This is a genomic window from Paracoccus sp. KKT209 (assembly GCF_055635455.1).
On the sequence record NZ_CM145758.1, the window covers coordinates 535,020 to 550,663 of the forward strand.

At 66.9% G+C, this 15,644-nt stretch carries 17 protein-coding genes; 8 read left to right on the forward strand and 9 right to left on the reverse strand.

Features of this window, described 5'->3' with window-relative positions; all coding sequences use genetic code 11:
• Positions 1-28: 28 nt before the first annotated feature.
• The 8 genes from ACZ2G3_RS02735 to ACZ2G3_RS02770 all read left to right on the forward strand — a co-directional run bounded on the left by ACZ2G3_RS02735 (position 29) and on the right by ACZ2G3_RS02770 (position 7,655).
• Complete coding sequence (locus ACZ2G3_RS02735; RefSeq protein ID WP_470397483.1) at positions 29-397, forward strand: fluoride efflux transporter FluC; 369 nt, start codon at positions 29-31, stop codon at positions 395-397.
• Positions 394-1,449: an RluA family pseudouridine synthase gene (locus tag ACZ2G3_RS02740; RefSeq protein ID WP_470397485.1), complete on the forward strand. Its 1,056-nt coding sequence runs from the start codon at positions 394-396 to the stop codon at positions 1,447-1,449. The genes ACZ2G3_RS02735 and ACZ2G3_RS02740 overlap by 4 nt, the downstream gene beginning before the upstream one ends.
• Positions 1,446-2,102 carry an HAD-IA family hydrolase gene (locus ACZ2G3_RS02745; protein ID WP_470397487.1) on the forward strand — a complete coding sequence of 219 codons (657 nt, stop codon included), beginning with the start codon at positions 1,446-1,448 and terminating at the stop codon, positions 2,100-2,102. The genes ACZ2G3_RS02740 and ACZ2G3_RS02745 overlap by 4 nt, the downstream gene beginning before the upstream one ends.
• On the forward strand, positions 2,099-2,812 hold the full coding sequence (locus ACZ2G3_RS02750; RefSeq protein WP_470397489.1) for an ATP12 family chaperone protein: 714 nt from the start codon (positions 2,099-2,101) through the stop codon (positions 2,810-2,812). Before ACZ2G3_RS02745 ends, ACZ2G3_RS02750 begins: the two co-directional genes overlap by 4 nt.
• 176 nt (positions 2,813-2,988) lie before the next feature.
• Positions 2,989-4,014, forward strand: a complete 1,026-nt coding sequence (locus ACZ2G3_RS02755; protein WP_419271389.1) for an amino acid ABC transporter substrate-binding protein — start codon at positions 2,989-2,991, stop codon at positions 4,012-4,014.
• A gap of 128 nt (positions 4,015-4,142) precedes the next feature.
• Positions 4,143-5,399: an amino acid ABC transporter permease gene (locus ACZ2G3_RS02760; RefSeq protein ID WP_470397492.1), complete on the forward strand. Its 1,257-nt coding sequence runs from the start codon at positions 4,143-4,145 to the stop codon at positions 5,397-5,399.
• Between the two features lies 1 nt (position 5,400).
• Entirely contained in the window at positions 5,401-6,855 is a 1,455-nt protein-coding gene (locus ACZ2G3_RS02765; protein WP_470397494.1) for an amino acid ABC transporter permease, read from the forward strand.
• Between the two features lie 11 nt (positions 6,856-6,866).
• Complete coding sequence (locus tag ACZ2G3_RS02770; RefSeq protein ID WP_111299704.1) at positions 6,867-7,655, forward strand: amino acid ABC transporter ATP-binding protein; 789 nt, start codon at positions 6,867-6,869, stop codon at positions 7,653-7,655.
• A 54-nt stretch (positions 7,656-7,709) separates the two neighbouring features.
• On the opposite strand, the gene ACZ2G3_RS02775 is transcribed toward ACZ2G3_RS02770, so the two are convergent.
• From ACZ2G3_RS02775 to rnpA, 9 genes are all read right to left on the reverse strand, one after another.
• Positions 7,710-8,228, reverse strand: a complete 519-nt coding sequence (locus ACZ2G3_RS02775) for a SixA phosphatase family protein (RefSeq protein ID WP_470397496.1) — start codon at positions 8,226-8,228, stop codon at positions 7,710-7,712.
• Between the two features lie 96 nt (positions 8,229-8,324).
• Positions 8,325-9,224, reverse strand: a complete 900-nt coding sequence (argB, locus tag ACZ2G3_RS02780) for an acetylglutamate kinase (protein ID WP_470399025.1) — start codon at positions 9,222-9,224, stop codon at positions 8,325-8,327.
• A gap of 63 nt (positions 9,225-9,287) precedes the next feature.
• The gene (gene yihA, locus ACZ2G3_RS02785) at positions 9,288-9,938 is read right to left on the reverse strand and encodes a ribosome biogenesis GTP-binding protein YihA/YsxC (protein ID WP_419271384.1); all 651 of its coding nucleotides are present in this window, start codon (positions 9,936-9,938) and stop codon (positions 9,288-9,290) included.
• Entirely contained in the window at positions 9,935-10,696 is a 762-nt protein-coding gene (locus ACZ2G3_RS02790) for an MOSC domain-containing protein (RefSeq protein WP_470397499.1), read from the reverse strand. Before ACZ2G3_RS02790 ends, yihA begins: the two co-directional genes overlap by 4 nt.
• Positions 10,693-12,546: a membrane protein insertase YidC gene (yidC, locus tag ACZ2G3_RS02795; RefSeq protein ID WP_470397501.1), complete on the reverse strand. Its 1,854-nt coding sequence runs from the start codon at positions 12,544-12,546 to the stop codon at positions 10,693-10,695. Before yidC ends, ACZ2G3_RS02790 begins: the two co-directional genes overlap by 4 nt.
• Before the next feature lie 236 nt (positions 12,547-12,782).
• On the reverse strand, positions 12,783-14,072 hold the full coding sequence (locus ACZ2G3_RS02800; protein WP_470397503.1) for an EAL domain-containing protein: 1,290 nt from the start codon (positions 14,070-14,072) through the stop codon (positions 12,783-12,785).
• Positions 14,073-14,136: 64 nt separating this feature from the next.
• The gene (gene ttcA, locus ACZ2G3_RS02805) at positions 14,137-15,015 is read right to left on the reverse strand and encodes a tRNA 2-thiocytidine(32) synthetase TtcA (protein ID WP_470397505.1); all 879 of its coding nucleotides are present in this window, start codon (positions 15,013-15,015) and stop codon (positions 14,137-14,139) included.
• Positions 14,999-15,265 carry a membrane protein insertion efficiency factor YidD gene (gene yidD, locus ACZ2G3_RS02810; protein WP_470397507.1) on the reverse strand — a complete coding sequence of 89 codons (267 nt, stop codon included), beginning with the start codon at positions 15,263-15,265 and terminating at the stop codon, positions 14,999-15,001. The genes ttcA and yidD overlap by 17 nt, the downstream gene beginning before the upstream one ends.
• Positions 15,262-15,615 (reverse strand): ribonuclease P protein component, encoded by a 354-nt coding sequence (rnpA, locus tag ACZ2G3_RS02815; protein WP_470397509.1) that lies wholly within the window; start codon positions 15,613-15,615, stop codon positions 15,262-15,264. Before rnpA ends, yidD begins: the two co-directional genes overlap by 4 nt.
• Between the last annotated feature and the right edge of the window lie 29 nt (positions 15,616-15,644).

Here is a 15,644-nt window from a genome sequence, read left to right on the forward strand (position 1 = left end):
GCGCGACGGCGGCCACACAGACGCGGGCATGATGAACCCCTTTCTTCAGGTCGCCGTCGGCGGCGCCATCGGCGCCACCTGCCGCTATGCGCTGTATCGCGCGCTGCCGCTGCCGCTGGCCTGGCTGGCGACCGGGCTGGTCAATGTGCTGGGCAGCTTTCTGATGGGTCTGCTGGCCGCGCTGCTGACGCATCGGCTGGGGCCCGCTTGGGCGCCCCTGCTGCTGACCGGCGTCTTAGGGGGATTTACCACCTTTTCGGCCTTCTCGCTGGATGTGCTGACGATGTGGGAACGCGGCCAGGGCGCTGGTGCCTTGGCCTATGTGGCGGGATCGGTCCTGCTGTCGCTGGCGGCGGTCACGGCCGGGCTGGCCTTGGGACGAGGAATTTGGGCATGAGCGGCGTGCAGACCATCACGGTCGGCCTGGACGAGGGCGAGATGCGCCTCGACCGCTGGCTGAAGAAGCGCTTTCCGCAGCTGACGCAGGGGGCGGTCGAAAAGATGTGCCGGACCGGCCAGTTGCGCGTGGACGGCGGGCGCGCCAAGGCCGCCACCCGGATCGAGACGGGGCAGGAGATCCGCATCCCCCCGCTGCCGGATGCGCAGCCGGCCCAGGAACGGGCGCCGCGCCCGCTTGGCCCCCGGATGCTGGACAGCGATGTCGAGATGATCCAGGCCGCGGTCCTGTGGAAGGACGAGCATATCATCGCCCTGAACAAGCCGCCGGGCCTGCCCAGCCAGGGCGGAAGCGGCCAGGGCAGCCGCCATGTGGACGGGCTGACCGAGGCGCTGATGTTCGGCTTCAAGGATCGGCCCAAGCTGGTGCACCGGCTGGACAAGGACACGTCGGGCGTGCTGCTGCTGGCCCGCACGGACCGGGTGGCGCGCGCGCTGTCCGAGGCGTTCCGGTCGCGCACCACGCGCAAGATCTATTGGGCCGCGGTCGCCGGCGTCCCGCATCCGCGCATGGGCACGATCCGCTATGGCCTGGTCAAGGGCGGCAGCGGCCGGGGCGGCGACAATGAGAAGATGATCGCGGTCCATCCCCGCGACATCGACAAGACCGAAGGCGCCAAGCGCGCCACGACCGACTATGCCGTGCTGGATGCGCTGGCAACGCGGGCCAGCTGGTGCGCGCTGGTGCCGATTACCGGGCGCACGCACCAGCTGCGCGCGCATATGGCCGAACTGGGCCATCCGATCGTGGGCGACGGCAAATACGGCGGCTCGGGTCAGGAAAACCTGGGCGATGGCTGGGGCGCGCAGCTGGGCGGTGAGATCAGCAAGAAGCTGCACCTGCACGCCCGCAGCCTGACCTTCGACCACCCCATCACCAAGAAGCGCATGACCCTGACCGCGCCCCTGCCCGAACACATGCAGCGGACCTGGAAATCGGTGGGCTGGCACGAGAACGACGTGCCCGACGATCCCTTCGCGGAGGTCGAATGAGGCTTGTCGTCTTTGACGTGGATGGCACGCTGGTGGACAGCCAGCACCACATCCACCACGCGATGGCATTTGCCTTTGAACAGGCGGGGCTGACGCCGCTGCCCAAGGCGCAGGTGCTGACCATCGTCGGGCTGTCCCTGCCGGTGGCCATCGCGCAGCTGGCGCCCGAAGCCGACGTCCCCACGCAGGCGCGGATCGTCGAGGGCTACAAGGACAGCTTCATGAAGGCGCGGCTGAACCAGGCGGCGCCGCTTTATCCCGGCGCGCTGGACTGTCTTGACCGGCTGGCGGGGCGCGATGATCTGCTGCTGGCCATCGCCACGGGCAAGTCGCGGCGGGGCCTGGACGCGATGATCGCCGCGCATCGGCTGGAGGGGCGGTTTCTCAGCCTGCAGACGGCGGACGGGCATCCCTCCAAGCCGCATCCGTCGATGCTGTGGTCGGCCCTGGCCGAGACCGGGGCCGAGGCGGGGCGGGCGGTGATGATCGGCGACACCAGCTTTGACATGCAGATGGCGCGGGCGGCCGGCGTGGCGGGCTTTGGCGTCGCTTGGGGGTATCACCCGGTCGCGGCCCTGTCCGAGGCGGGCGCCGCGCGGATCGTCCCGGATTTCGCGGCATTGACGGAAGCCATCGAGGAGTGGGCGGCATGAGCGAGTGGAAGGCGCGGCGGTTCTGGAAGGCGGTCTCGACCCGCCCGGCGGACGAGGGATGGGAGGTGCGGCTGGACGACCGCCAGCTGCGCACGCCGGGCAAGCAGCCGCTGATCCTGCCGACCGAGGATCTGGCCCAGGCCATTGCCGCCGAATGGCAGGCGCAGGAGGCCGAGATCCTGCCCCACACCATGCCCCTGACCCGCGCGGCCAATTCCGCGATCGAAAAGGTCGCCCCGCAGTTCGAGGCGGTGGCGGACATGCTGACCGAATATGGCGCGACCGACCTGCTGTCCTATCGCGCGACCGAGCCCGAGGTCCTGATCCGGCGGCAGGCCGACAGCTGGGACCCCTTGGTGGACTGGGCTGCCGTCGAGTTGCGGGCGCCGCTGCGGATCACGCATGGGGTGATTCCCGTCGACCAGGACCCGGCCGCGCTGCAGCGGCTGCGCGCCGAGGTCGCAGCCCTGGACCTGTGGGGGCTGACCGCCCTGCATGATCTGGTGACCATTCCCGGATCGCTGGTCCTGGGCCTGGCCGTGATCCGGGGCCGCATCACCGGAGCCGAGGCGCACCGGATCTCTCGCATCGACGAGGAATTCCAGATCGAGCGGTGGGGCGAGGACGAGGAGGCGCGCGAGGCTGCGCAAGGCCGCCTGATGGCAATCGAATGGGCAGAGCGGCTGTGGCATCTGTCGCGCCGCAGTTGAAAGCGCCTTCCGTCGCGGACGCCATCCTTGACGTATGAACATGTATCGGCACAATACCGCCTGTTAGGGCTGCATGATTGCGCTGTCCTATGAGAAAAAAACGGGCCGTGAATGCGGTCGGGACCGCGTTCGGTTGACCACGGTCGGCCCACGGACGCTCCAACACAGAGGTAGAAATGAAAAAATCGGTTTTCCTGGGAACGGTGGCCGCTGCGACCATGGTTGCAGGCGCGGGCTTTGCCCAAGAGGGATCCACCCTGGCTCAGGTCAAGGAACGCGGCGAGCTGAACTGCGGCGTGAACACCGGCCTGGTCGGTTTCGCCGCCCCGGATGCGAACGGCAACTGGACCGGCTTCGACGTGGCCTATTGCCGGGCGCTGGCCGCAGCCGTCCTGGGCGATCCGAGCAAGGTCAAGTTCGTGCCCACCACCGGCCAGACGCGCTTTACCGCGCTGTCCTCGGGCGAGGTTGACGTGCTGGCGCGCAACTCGACCTGGACCTATTCGCGCGATACCGACCTCAAGCTGGATTTCGTGGGCGTGAACTATTACGACGGCCAAGGCTTCATGGTGCGTCGCGACCTGGGCGTGACCTCGGCCAAGGAGCTGGAAGGCGCCACGATCTGCATCCAGACCGGCACCACGACCGAGCTGAACCTGGCCGACTATTTCCGCGCCAACAACATGACCTACACGCCCGTCAACATCGACAGCAATGCCGAGGGCGAGCAGCAGTACATGGCCGGCGCCTGCGACGCCTACACGACCGACGCCTCGGGCCTGGCCGCGACCCGGGCGGCCTTTGCCGATCCGGAAAACCACATCATCCTGCCCGAGATCATCTCGAAGGAACCGCTGGGGCCGGCCGTGCGCCATGGCGACAACAACTGGGGCGACATCGCCCGCTGGACGCTGAACGCGCTGATCGCGGCCGAGGAATACGGCGTCACCTCGCGCAACATCGAGGAACTGGTGCGTTCGTCCACCAACCCCGAGGTCCAGCGCCTGCTGGGCACCACGGACGAACTGGGCGCGATGATCGGCCTGGACGCCGAATGGGCCCGCCGCGCGATCCTGGCCAACGGCAACTATGGTGAGATCTTTGCGGCCAATATCGGCGAGCAGACGCCCATCGGCCTGGCCCGCGGCCTGAATGCCCAGTGGACGCAGGGCGGCTTGCTCTACACCCCGCCGTTCCGCTGATCGGCTGACACGAGAGGGACCGGACCCGTGCGGGGCCCGGTCCCGACCCTTCTGGGCGCCACCAACGACAAACCCGCCGGTGAACAAAGCGGCAAAAAGCCGATGGCGGGTGACAGGGGTAAAAGACAATGACGGACGTCTCGGCATCGGCGGGCCCGCCGTTCCGGCTGAGCATGCTGATCAACGATCGGCGCTATCGGTCCCTGACCTTTCAGGTCATCGTGTTCATCCTGGTCATGCTGGGCCTGTGGTGGCTGATCGACAACACGCTGCGCAACCTGGCCCTGATGGGCAAGAGCTTTGACTTCGGCTTCCTGTTCCAGCGCGCGGGCTATGACATCCCGCAGACGCCGATCCCCTATACCTCGGACGACACGCATCTGCGGGCCTCGGTCGTAGGGCTGCTGAACACGCTGATCGTGTCGGTGCTGGGCTGCATCGCGGCCACCGTGCTGGGCATCGTCGTGGGCGTGGCGCGCCTGTCGCGGAACTGGCTCTTCGGGCGGCTGATGACCGTCTATGTCGAGATCTTCCGCAACATGCCGCTGCTGCTGTGGATCCTGATCATCTACGCGATCTTTACCGAGATCCTGCCGCCCCCCAACGCCTATCGGGGCGAGAACGCGACGATGTCGATGATCCTGTTCGACAATGTGGCGCTGACCAACCGCTATACTGCGATCCCGACCCTGGGCATGATTAACGATCCCGGCAGCCTGGACCTGGGCGCACGCATCACCTTCAACTGGGCGACCATCGCCTTTGTGGCGGTGCTGGTCGGGGGCTGGCTGCTGCGGCGGATGATCCGCAACCATGCGCAGGCCGTGCAGGACCGCACCGGGGACAGGCCAGTCACCTGGTGGAAAAGCCTGGCCGTGATGGTGCTGCCGTCGCTGTTCCTGATCTGGTATTTCGGCCTGCACCTGGAGCCGCCGTCCCTGCAGGGCTTCAACTTCACCGGCGGGCTGAACGTGTCGAACGGGCTGGTGGCGCTGTGGCTGGCGCTGACGCTCTATACCGCGGCCTTCATCGCCGAGATCGTGCGCGCGGGCATCCTGGCGGTCAGCCGCGGCCAGTCCGAGGCGGCATTCGCCCTGGGCCTGCGCCCGAACCGCACGATGAGCCTGGTGATCCTGCCGCAGGCGCTGCGGGTCATCGTGCCGCCGCTGATCTCGCAATACCTGAACCTGACCAAGAACAGTTCGCTTGCGATCGCGGTGGGCTACATGGACCTGCGCGGCACGCTTGGCGGCACCACGCTGAACCAGACCGGTCGTGAGCTGGAGGCGATCGTGCTGATGATGCTGACCTATCTGGCGGTCAGCCTGATCATCTCGGCGGGGATGAACGTCTTCAATGCCCGCGTCAAACTGAAGGAGCGGTGAGATGAGCGACACCCACGCCCAGACCGTCCCCTTCGTGCGCGACACGATGCTGCCCGCGGCACCACCGCCCGCGCGCGAATCCGGCGCGGTCAAATGGCTGCGCGAGAACCTGTTCGCGGGGCCGGTGAACACGGTCCTGACCATCCTGGGCATCCTGATCATCTGGTTCCTGGTGGCGACCTTCTGGGACTGGTTCGCCCATTCCGTCTGGAACGCCTCCAGCCTGACCGAATGCCGCCAGATCATCGCCGCCACCTGGGGCGAGGGCGCGCGCGGCGCCTGCTTTGCCGTCATCCGCGAGCGCTGGAACCAGTATGTCTTCGGCTTCTATCCGCAGACGCTTTACTGGCGGCCGACCATGGCCTTTGGTCTGCTGATGGTGGCGCTGGCCCCGGTCCTGTTTTCGGCCTCCCTGGCCATCAGGCGGGTGGTTCTGGCGATCACTGCCATAGCCACGCTGCTGTGCATGGCGGTGCTGGGCGCGCCTGTGGGCTGGCTGGTCTTTGCAGCCCTGGTGCTGGCCAGCGGCCTTCTGGCGTCGGAACGCAACATCGCATGGTTGCTGCCGTTCTCGTTGATCTATCCGCTCTTGGGCGTCTGGTTCCTGTGGGGCGGCAGCCTCTGGGGGCCGATCTTCGTTCTGGTCGGGCCGGTGCTGGGCTGGCTGGCCTGGCGGCTGCTGGTGCGCATCTCGCCGCTGCTGGCGACGGTGGGGGCGATCCTGGTGACGGTGCTGTTCTGGCTGTTCCTGGCCGGCAACGCGGCCCAGGATGCCCAGGCCATGTTGCCCCTTTCGATCGAGGCGGTCCGGTCGGACCGGTTCGGCGGCTTTCTTCTGTCGATCACCATCGGCGTGGCCGGGATCGCGCTGTCGCTGCCCCTGGGGATCGTGCTGGCGCTGGCGCGGCGGTCGGACATGTTCCTGATCAAGTCGCTGGCGGTGATCTTCATCGAGTTCATCCGCGGCGTACCCCTGATCACGCTGCTGTTCGTGGCCTCGCTGCTGCTGAACTATTTCCTGCCGCCCGGGACCAGCTTCGACATCATCCTGCGCGTCATCATCATGGTGACGCTGTTCGCCGCCGCCTACATGGCCGAGGTGATCCGCGGCGGCCTGGCCGCCCTGCCCAAGGGCCAGTACGAGGCCGCCGACGCCCTAGGCCTGGACTACTGGAAGGCGCAGCGGCTGATCGTGCTGCCGCAGGCGCTCAAGATCAGCATTCCGGGGATCGTCTCGACCTTCATCGGGATGTTCAAGGACACGACGCTGGTGACCTTCGTCGGCCTCTACGATCCGCTGAAATCCATGTCGGACGCGGTGCGGGCGAATATCGAATGGAAGGGCATCTACTGGGAGCCGTTCATCTTTGTCGGCGCCATCTTCTTTCTCATCTGCTTCGGCATGTCGCGATACTCGATGTATCTGGAACGCCGCCTGCAGCGTGACCACAGGTAAGGACCCGGGCCATGAACGAACCGATCAACCGCCAGATCGACCGCAGCCAGATGACGATCAGCGACGAGGTCGCCATCGACATCCGCAACATGAACAAGTGGTACGGATCCTTTCACGTGCTGCGCGACATCGACCTGACCGTCCACCGGGGCGAGCGGATCGTCATCGCCGGCCCTTCGGGGTCCGGAAAATCGACGCTGATCCGCTGCATCAACCGGCTGGAGGAACATCAGGCCGGCCATATCGTCGTGGACGGGGTCGAGCTGAGCAGCGACATCAAGAACATCGACAAGGTCCGGTCCGAGGTCGGGATGGTGTTCCAGCACTTCAACCTGTTCCCGCACCTGACCGTGCTGGAGAACTGCACGCTGGCGCCCATCTGGGTGCGCAAGGTGCCCCGCAAGCAGGCCGAGGCGACGGCGATGCGGTTCCTGGAAAAGGTCAAGATCCCCGAGCAGGCCGACAAGTATCCCGGCCAGCTGTCGGGGGGCCAGCAGCAGCGCGTGGCCATCGCCCGGTCGCTGTGCATGCAGCCGCGCATCATGCTGTTCGACGAGCCGACCAGCGCGCTGGACCCCGAAATGATCAAGGAGGTCCTGGACACCATGATCGAGCTGGCCGAGGAGGGGATGACCATGATCTGCGTCACCCACGAGATGGGCTTTGCACAGGCCGTGGCCAACCGGGTGATCTTCATGGACCAAGGCCAGATCGTCGAGCAGAACAACCCTACAGACTTCTTCAACAACCCGAAGTCCGAACGGACCAAGCTGTTCCTCAGCCAGATCCTGGGCCACTGAAACGCAAGGGCCGGGCAGCATCGCCCGGCCCCTTTGCCTGTTCCCTCGGTCGGATCAGACTCGGCCGTCCAGCCGGATGAAGTCCATGACCCTGCCCTGGCCCGGCTGCACGTCGTTCCAGCTGTCGATCTGGAAGTCCACGACCAGCGTCGCGGCCGTGGGATAACGGCGGAAGTCCGGGTCCATGGGCGCCCGGGCCGGCAGCATGGCTGCGAATTCCGAAATGCCCGGGTTATGGCCCAGCATCATCACCGTCGGCTGCGTCGCCGTCTTCAGAACCGCCAGCATCCGGTCGGGTCCGGCCTGGTACAGGGAGGGCTCGATCCGGATCATCGGGCGCACCTCCAGCGGCGCGCCGGCCAGCATGGCCCAGGTTTCCTGCGTGCGCGCGGCCGAGGAGCACAGAACCTCCTCAGGCTCATAGCCGCGGCTGGCCAGCCAGTCGCCCAGGGCGCGGGCCGAGCGGCGGCCGCGGTCGTTCAGGGGGCGGTCATGATCGTCAAGCGCGGGATCATCCCAGGCCGATTTCGCATGGCGCGTCAGGATCAAGCGTCGGTGTCCGTTGGGAGTCATGTTGTGCTGCCTCTTGCCATGCCGTCAGTTCCGGCAGCCTGCCACAGCCTCTGTCGCCCCCGCAAGCACATCGCTTGGCGGGGGCCGCCTACGGGGTCAGAGCCCCGGATCGCCCTGGCGCAGCCCGCGGGGCTTGACCCGGGGTTCGGTCGTGCGGATCAGCGAGCCGGCGCCATGCTCGGTGAACAGCTCCAGCAGGCAGGCATTGGGCACGCGTCCGTCCAGGATCACCACGGCGCGCACGCCATCATCCAGAGCGTTCAGCGCGGTTTCTGTCTTGGGGATCATGCCGCCGGCGATCTGGCCGTCGGCAATCATGCCGCGCACCTGGTCGGGGGTCAGCTGCGTGACGACCTGGCCCGTGGCATCCTTAACCCCTGCCACGTCCGTCAGCAGCAGCAGCCGATCGGCCTTCAGCGCGCCGGCGATGGCGCCGGCGGCGGTGTCGCCGTTCACGTTGAAGGTCTCGTTGTCCTCCATGCCCGTCGCGACGGGGGCGATGACCGGGATCATTCCGGCGCCATAGAGGTCGCGGATGATCTGGACGTTCATCTCGACCGGGCGGCCGACAAAGCCCAGTTCGGGATCGTCCGCCTCGCAGACCATCATGTCGTCATCCTTGCCCGAGATGCCGACCGCGCGGCCGCCCGCGTCGTTGATCGCCTGGACGATGCGCTTGTTGACCAGACCCGACAGCACCATCTCGACCACCTCTACGGTCTCCTTGGTGGTCACGCGCTTGCCGCGCACAAAGCGGCTCTCGATGCCCAGGCGGCCCAGCAGGTCGTTGATCATCGGGCCGCCGCCGTGGCAGACGACGGGGTTCATGCCGACCTGCTTCATCAGCACGATGTCACGGGCGAATTCCGCCATCGCCTCGTCGTCGCCCATCGCATTGCCGCCGAACTTGACCACGACGACGGCGCCGGAATAGCGCTGCAGATAGGGCAGGGCCTCGGATAGCGTGCGCGCGGTGGCGATCCAGTCACGGTTCATGGTCTGTGTTCTCATCCTCAAGGCCCCTGTCTGACGGGGCGGACCCTAGGACGCGGGCGCCGATCAGTCCAGCCCGGCGATGATGGCGCGCAGCGTGGCGATGCCGTGACCCTTTTCCGAGCTTGTCACGACCAGTTCGGGGAAGGCGGCGGGATGCTTTTGCAATTCGCCCGCGACCTGTTCCAGCACCGGCTTCAGCGCGTTCGGGCCCAGCTTGTCGGTCTTGGTCATGACGACCTGGAAGGGCACCGCCGACCGGTCCAGCAGGGACATGATCTCATGATCGACATCCTTCACGCCGTGGCGCGAATCGATCAGGCAGAAGGCCCGGCGCAGCGTCTGCCGCCCGGCTAGATAGGACTTCAGCAGCGCCTGCCATTTCGCGACCACCGCGACCGGGGCCTTGGCAAAGCCGTAGCCCGGAAGGTCGACCAGATAGCTGTGTTCGCCCAGGGCGAAATAGTTGATCTCCTGCGTCCGGCCCGGCGTGTTCGAGGCGCGGGCGATGCCCTTGCGCCCGGTCAGCGCGTTGATCAGGCTGGACTTGCCCACGTTCGAGCGGCCCGCGAAACAGACTTCGGGGCGGTCCGCCGGGGGCAGGCCGTCCATGTGGACGACGCCCTTGACGAAATCGACCGGCCCCGCGAACAGCAGGCGCGCGGCCTCGGAGGTCGCGGCATCGGGTTCGGGAGCGACGGGAAAGGAGACTTTCATAGCGTGACCTGATCCTGAAGGCGGATCGGTCCGCCGGTGACGACCTCGGCAAAGACGCCGAAATCGGTATGTCCGTAAAGACGGTCCAGCGTCCGGACCATGTCGATGTCGATCTGCCCGGTCGCAGTGTCGGCGCTGGTGGCATCGCAGCGGCCGATCTGGTCGGTGACACGCAACTCGACCGGCCCGATGCGGATGACTTGGCCCACAAGGTCGCGTTCGGCAAAAGGTGCCAGACCGTCGATCCACAAGTTGCCGCGCCAGCGATGGATCCCAAGCGCCTGTCCCGTCCGCGCCTCGAGCTCGGCCAGGCTGGACAGCGAGAGGATCGAGACCCAAGGCCATTTCTGGTCGGTCCAGATCCGCGCCCCGCGCACAAGACGCGTGGGCGCCGGGGCCTCTGCCGGCCACAGCGGGCGCAGCCAGTCGACCAGGCGCGGCCCTTCGGTGGCAGGGTCCAGCGTGATCTCGCCCTGGCGCGGATGGGACAGGGTGAGCAGGTCGCCCTGCCATCCCCCCGTCACCGCCTGAAGATCGGCCGAGGCGACACCGCGCAGGAAACAGGATTTGGGCAGCCAGCGGTCCGGCTGGCCTTGGATTTCGCTGGCCGTGGCCAGACGTTCGCCGCTCTCGGTCAGCACCGCCCATTCGCGGTCGCCGGGCAGGCGGCGCGCCGCCTGCAGCGTGATCGTCTCCAGCCCCTCGCCACCGACCGACTTGATCGGGTGCCGGCGGATCAGGGCCAGATGCGCCGTCACTTTCCGGCGCCGTTGGTCTTGGTGCCCTTGCCGCGGCGGGGCAGCGAGGACTTGATATTGCCGAACATGTCGGGCCGGTGCCCGTGCATGGTCATGATCGTGTACTGCTGCAGGATGGTGATCAGGTTGTTGGTGATCCAGTAGAGCACCAGCCCCGAGGCGAAGCCCCCCAGCATGAACATGAAGATCCAGGGCATCCAGGCAAAGATCATCTTCTGCGTCGGATCGGCGGGGGCCGGGTTCAGCTTTTGCTGCATCCACATGCTGATGCCCAGAAGGATCGCCAGCGCCGGCAGCGACAGCGAGTGCAGCAGCGTTCCCTGCGCCGGCGCCGCATAGGGCAGCAGGCCGAACAGGTTCAGCAGGCTGGAGGGATCGGGCGCGGACAGGTCCTGAACCCAGCCGATCCAGGGCGCATGCCGCAGTTCGATCGTGACGAAGATCACCTTGTAGAGCGAGAAGAAGATCGGCACCTGCAGCAGGATCGGCAGACAGCCGGCCGCCGGATTGACCTTTTCGCGCTTGTAGAGCTCCATCACCTCTTTTTGGAACTTCATGCGGTCGTCGCCGGTGCGCTGCTTCAGCTCCTCCATCTGCGGCTGCAGTTCCTTCATCTTCGCCATGGAGATGTAGGATTTGCGGGCCAGCGGGAAGACCAGCGTCTTCAGGACGAAGGTCAGCGCGATGATCGCCCAGCCCATGTTGCCGATGATGCCGTGCAGCCAGTGCAGCAGGCGGAAGATCGGCTTGGTCAGGAAATAGAACCAGCCCCAGTCGATCGAATCGACGAAACGCTGGATGCCGGGGTTTTCCTCGTAGCTGCGGACGACCTCCCAGACCTTCGCGCCGGCGAACAGGTAACTGTCGGCCGAGAGCTGCGTGCCCGGCTGGACCGTCTGCATCGGGAAACGGGCCTCGGTCTGGTAGATGTCGGCGCCTTCGGCATATTTGACGACCGCGGTGAAGGCCTGACCGGGAGCGGGGGCCAAGGTGGTCATCCAGTACTTGTCGGTGAAGCCGATCCAGCCGTTGCTGGAAACCTCGTAGACCTGGGCGCGGCCCTCGCGCTCGATCGGGTCAAGTTCGGCGATGGCCTTGTACTTCTGTTCGATCAGCGTGCCGTCATGCATGCCCACGACGCCCTCGTGCAGCACGAAGTAGTTCTGCGTGTCAGGCCGGCCATGGCGGGCGATGATGCCGTAGGGCGCGGCCGAAAAGGCCGCATTGCCGTCGTTCTGCAGGCTTTGCGACACGGTGAACAGATAGTTGTCGTCCAGCGCAAAGGTGCGGCGGAAGATCTGGCCGGCGCCGTTGTCCCAGGCCAGCGTGACCGGCTGGCCGGGGGCCAGCGTGTCGCCCGATTCCAGCGTCCAGACGGTGGCGGGGTTCGGGACCAGGGCTGCATCGATGCCGGGGCCGGGGGTCCAGCCATAGACCGCGTAATAGGGCTTGGTGCCGGCGGCGGCGACGCTGTCATCCGCGGTGGCCGAAGAGGGCGAGAGCAGGCGCACATCGGGCGAGCCGGCCTCCATGGTTTCCTGGTAGCGGGTCAGCATCAGGTCGTCGATGCGGCCGCCTGCCAGCGAGATCGAGCCCGTGACCGCCGGCGACTGGATCGCCACGCGGCCGATCGCCTCGGGGGCCGGCGCGTCGGGCAGGGTGCCGAGGTCCGCGGGCGCGGCGGCGACGCCGTCAGCCGTCAGCGGCTGGTCGCTGATCGTCTGCTCTGCCAGGGGCTGGCCCGAGGGCTGGTCCGACACCGGCTCGGGAGCGAAGACGGTGTACCAGACCAGGATCACCAGGAACGACAGGACTGTCGCCAGGATCAGATTGCGGTTGTTGTCTTCCATCTTCCGTCACCACCGTCATCGCGTCAGTCGCGCCGGTTCAACAGAAGGGACCCCGAAAGGTCAAGCGGATTTGGGGCGCAGGCCATCTTCCCAAGGGGAAATCGGGCCTTTGCCAGCCTGGTCGGGCGCAGATGCGCCGACCTGTCGCAAGGTGTCGGGTCACTGCGCGAGGGTTCGGCCCGGAAACAGCTTGGCCAGGCCCGCGCCCCGCATGCCCCCGGTGGAGTGGGCGCAGCTCAGCCAAGCCGCGCGATTCCGGGTAGGCTGGCGGTGCTTTTGCCGTTGGCCGCCAGGAACTCCAGCGTCCGGGGCAGGGGCATCGGCTTGGCAATGGCATAGCCCTGGACTTCGTCGCAGCCCATCTGCGCCAGGAAGGAATATTCCTCTCGCGTCTCCACGCCCTCGGCCAGCGCGGCGATGCCCAGACGCTCGGCCAGGGCCATGATCGCCAGGATCATCCGCTGCTGGCCCTCGTCGATGTCGCAGGCGGTCACGAAGCTTCGGTCGATCTTGATCCGGTGGATGCCGAACTGCCGGATCGCATCCAGGCTGGCATAGCCCGTCCCGAAGTCGTCCAGGTCGATCCGGCAGCCGGCCTTGGCCAGCTTGCCGAGGTTGGTCCGCGTTTCGGCATTGCAGGTCACGGGACCGACGCTTTCCAGCACCTCGACCACCAGGCGGGCCGGGGGTATGTCGTGGCGATCCAGTTCCCACAGCAGGCAATCGGCAAAGCCCCTGTCCGACAGTTCCGAGTTTGCGATGTTGATCGAGACGGTGGGCACGTCATAGCCGGCCCGGTCCCATTCCTTCAGCGCCGCCATGGACCGGGCCAGCATGCACATGGTCAGGTTGATGTGGTCGGCCCCGGACATCTGGGGCATGAAGGCACCGGGCGGCAGCAGCCCGCGTTGCGGATGCGCCCAACGGGCCAAGGCCTCGAAGCCGGTGATCCGGCCCGTATGGCAGCAGAGCTGGGGCTGGAACCAGGCCTGGATCTGGCCGGCCTCGATCGCCTCGCTGACGGTGGCGGCCAGGCCTGCGCCCCCCAGCCTGGGATCATGAGGGTAGGGGTTCAGCTGGCCCAGCTTCCGCTCCTCCAGCATCTGCAGGCGCTGGCGGCCGTTCTCGATCTGGGAGGGGACCGTCGGCAGGTCCGGCGCCTCGGCATGGATCAGCACGCCGGTCAGGACCGGGGTCACCGACTGCCCCGCCAGCGCCACGGGCGCTTGGCCCTGCTGGTGCAGCCTGCGCGCCACCTGCATCGCGTCGCGGTCGTTGCGGTTGCGCAGCACCAGAGCGAACAGGCCCGGCGCCAGCACCTGGACGGGATCATAGGGCCTGACCGCCCGGCCGAGGGTCATCGACAGCTGAACCAGAAGATGGCTCATGGCGGTCTTGTCCAGCTGGCGGCCCAAAAGCTCGGTATTCTCCAGCCGAAGCAAGAGAACGGTGCGGGACTGGTCGCCGCTCTCCTGCGGAGTGCCCAGCAACTTGCGGAACGGCGAAAGCAAACGATTAACACTCATGGACATGCCGGGCCTTTCACGGAATCACCGGAAACCGGTCTAGCCCAAAATGCTTTGTGTCCGGTTAATCAGACCCATGCAGGATCGGGGGCTGCTGCACGGCAACGGGATCGCCCGCCGGGAAAAGCGAGGCGAAGTCGAACAGCGCCGGGTCCAGGAGATGCGAGGGGCGCACGTTCATCAGCGCCCGGAACATCACCTGCCGGCGGCCGGGGCTGCGCGCCTCCCATTCGTCCAGCATCCGCTTGACCTGCACGCGTTGCAGGCCTTCCTGGCTGCCGCAGAGGTCGCAGGGGATGATCGGATAATTCATTGCCTTGGAAAACTTCTCGCAGTCGGCTTCCGAGACATAGGCCAGCGGGCGCAGCACCGTCAGGTCGCCCTCCTCGTTCAGCAGCTTGGGCGGCATCGTCGCCAGCCGGCCACCGTGGAAAAGGTTCATGAAGAAGGTTTCCAGCATGTCGTCGCGATGATGCCCCAGCACGACGGCCGAACAGCCCTCCTCGCGCGCGATGCGATAAAGGTTGCCGCGGCGCAGCCGCGAGCACAGCGCGCAATAGGTGCGCCCCGCCGGGACCTTTTCCTTCACGATGGAATAGGTGTCCTGATATTCGATCCGGTGCGGCACACCGCGCGCCTTGAGGAATTCGGGCAGGACGGTCGCGGGAAAGTTGGGCTGCCCCTGGTCCAGGTTGCAGGCCAGCAGATCCACGGGCAGCAGGCCGCGCCATTGCAGTTCGTGCAGGACCGCCAGCAGCGCATAGCTGTCCTTGCCCCCCGACAGGCAGACCAGCCAGCGGTCGCCGGGGCGGATCATGCCGTAATCCTCGATCGCGGCGCGGGTGTCGCGGACCAGGCGCTTGCGCAGCTTGCGGAATTCCGTTCCGGACGGGGCGCCGGCGAACAGCGGATGGATCTCGGTGTCGTCAGCGCCGTCCAGCATCACAGGCGTCCTTGTCATGTTGCGGGTCCGCGCCCGGCACAGGGTCATAGCCGTGGCCGCCCCAGGGGTGGCAGCGCCCGATCCGCCGCAGGGTCATCAGGCCGCCGCGCCACGCGCCGTGACGCTCCAGCGCCTCCAGCGCAAAGGCCGAGCAGGTCGGCTGAAAGCGGCAGCCGTGGCCGACCCAAGGGCTGGCGACCAGGCGATAGGCGCGCACCGGCAGGGCCACCAGGCGGGCCAGCGGGGTCATCGATGGATCTTGGTCATGGCGCGGGCAAAGTCGTCGCGCAGGTCGTCGAAGCCGCGGGCGATCGTGGCCTCGGGGCGCCCGATCAGGACATAGTCCCAACCTTCCCGGCCCAGGGTCGGCAGACCAAGCCGCGCCACCTCGCGCAGGCGACGCTTGGCCCGGTTGCGCGCGACCGCGTTGCCGATCTTCTTCGAGCAGGTGAAGCCGATCCGTGCCGGGCCGTCGTCGTCCCGCCGGCGGGCCTGCAGCAGAAAGCCCGGCATCCCCTGACGCAGCGCCCGCGCCGCCGCCAGGAAATCGGCACGCTGGCGCAGCACCGGCGGCATGGGGAACCGGTTGTCGGATGGCATGCGAAATGCCGCCGAGCCGGCATCCTGGG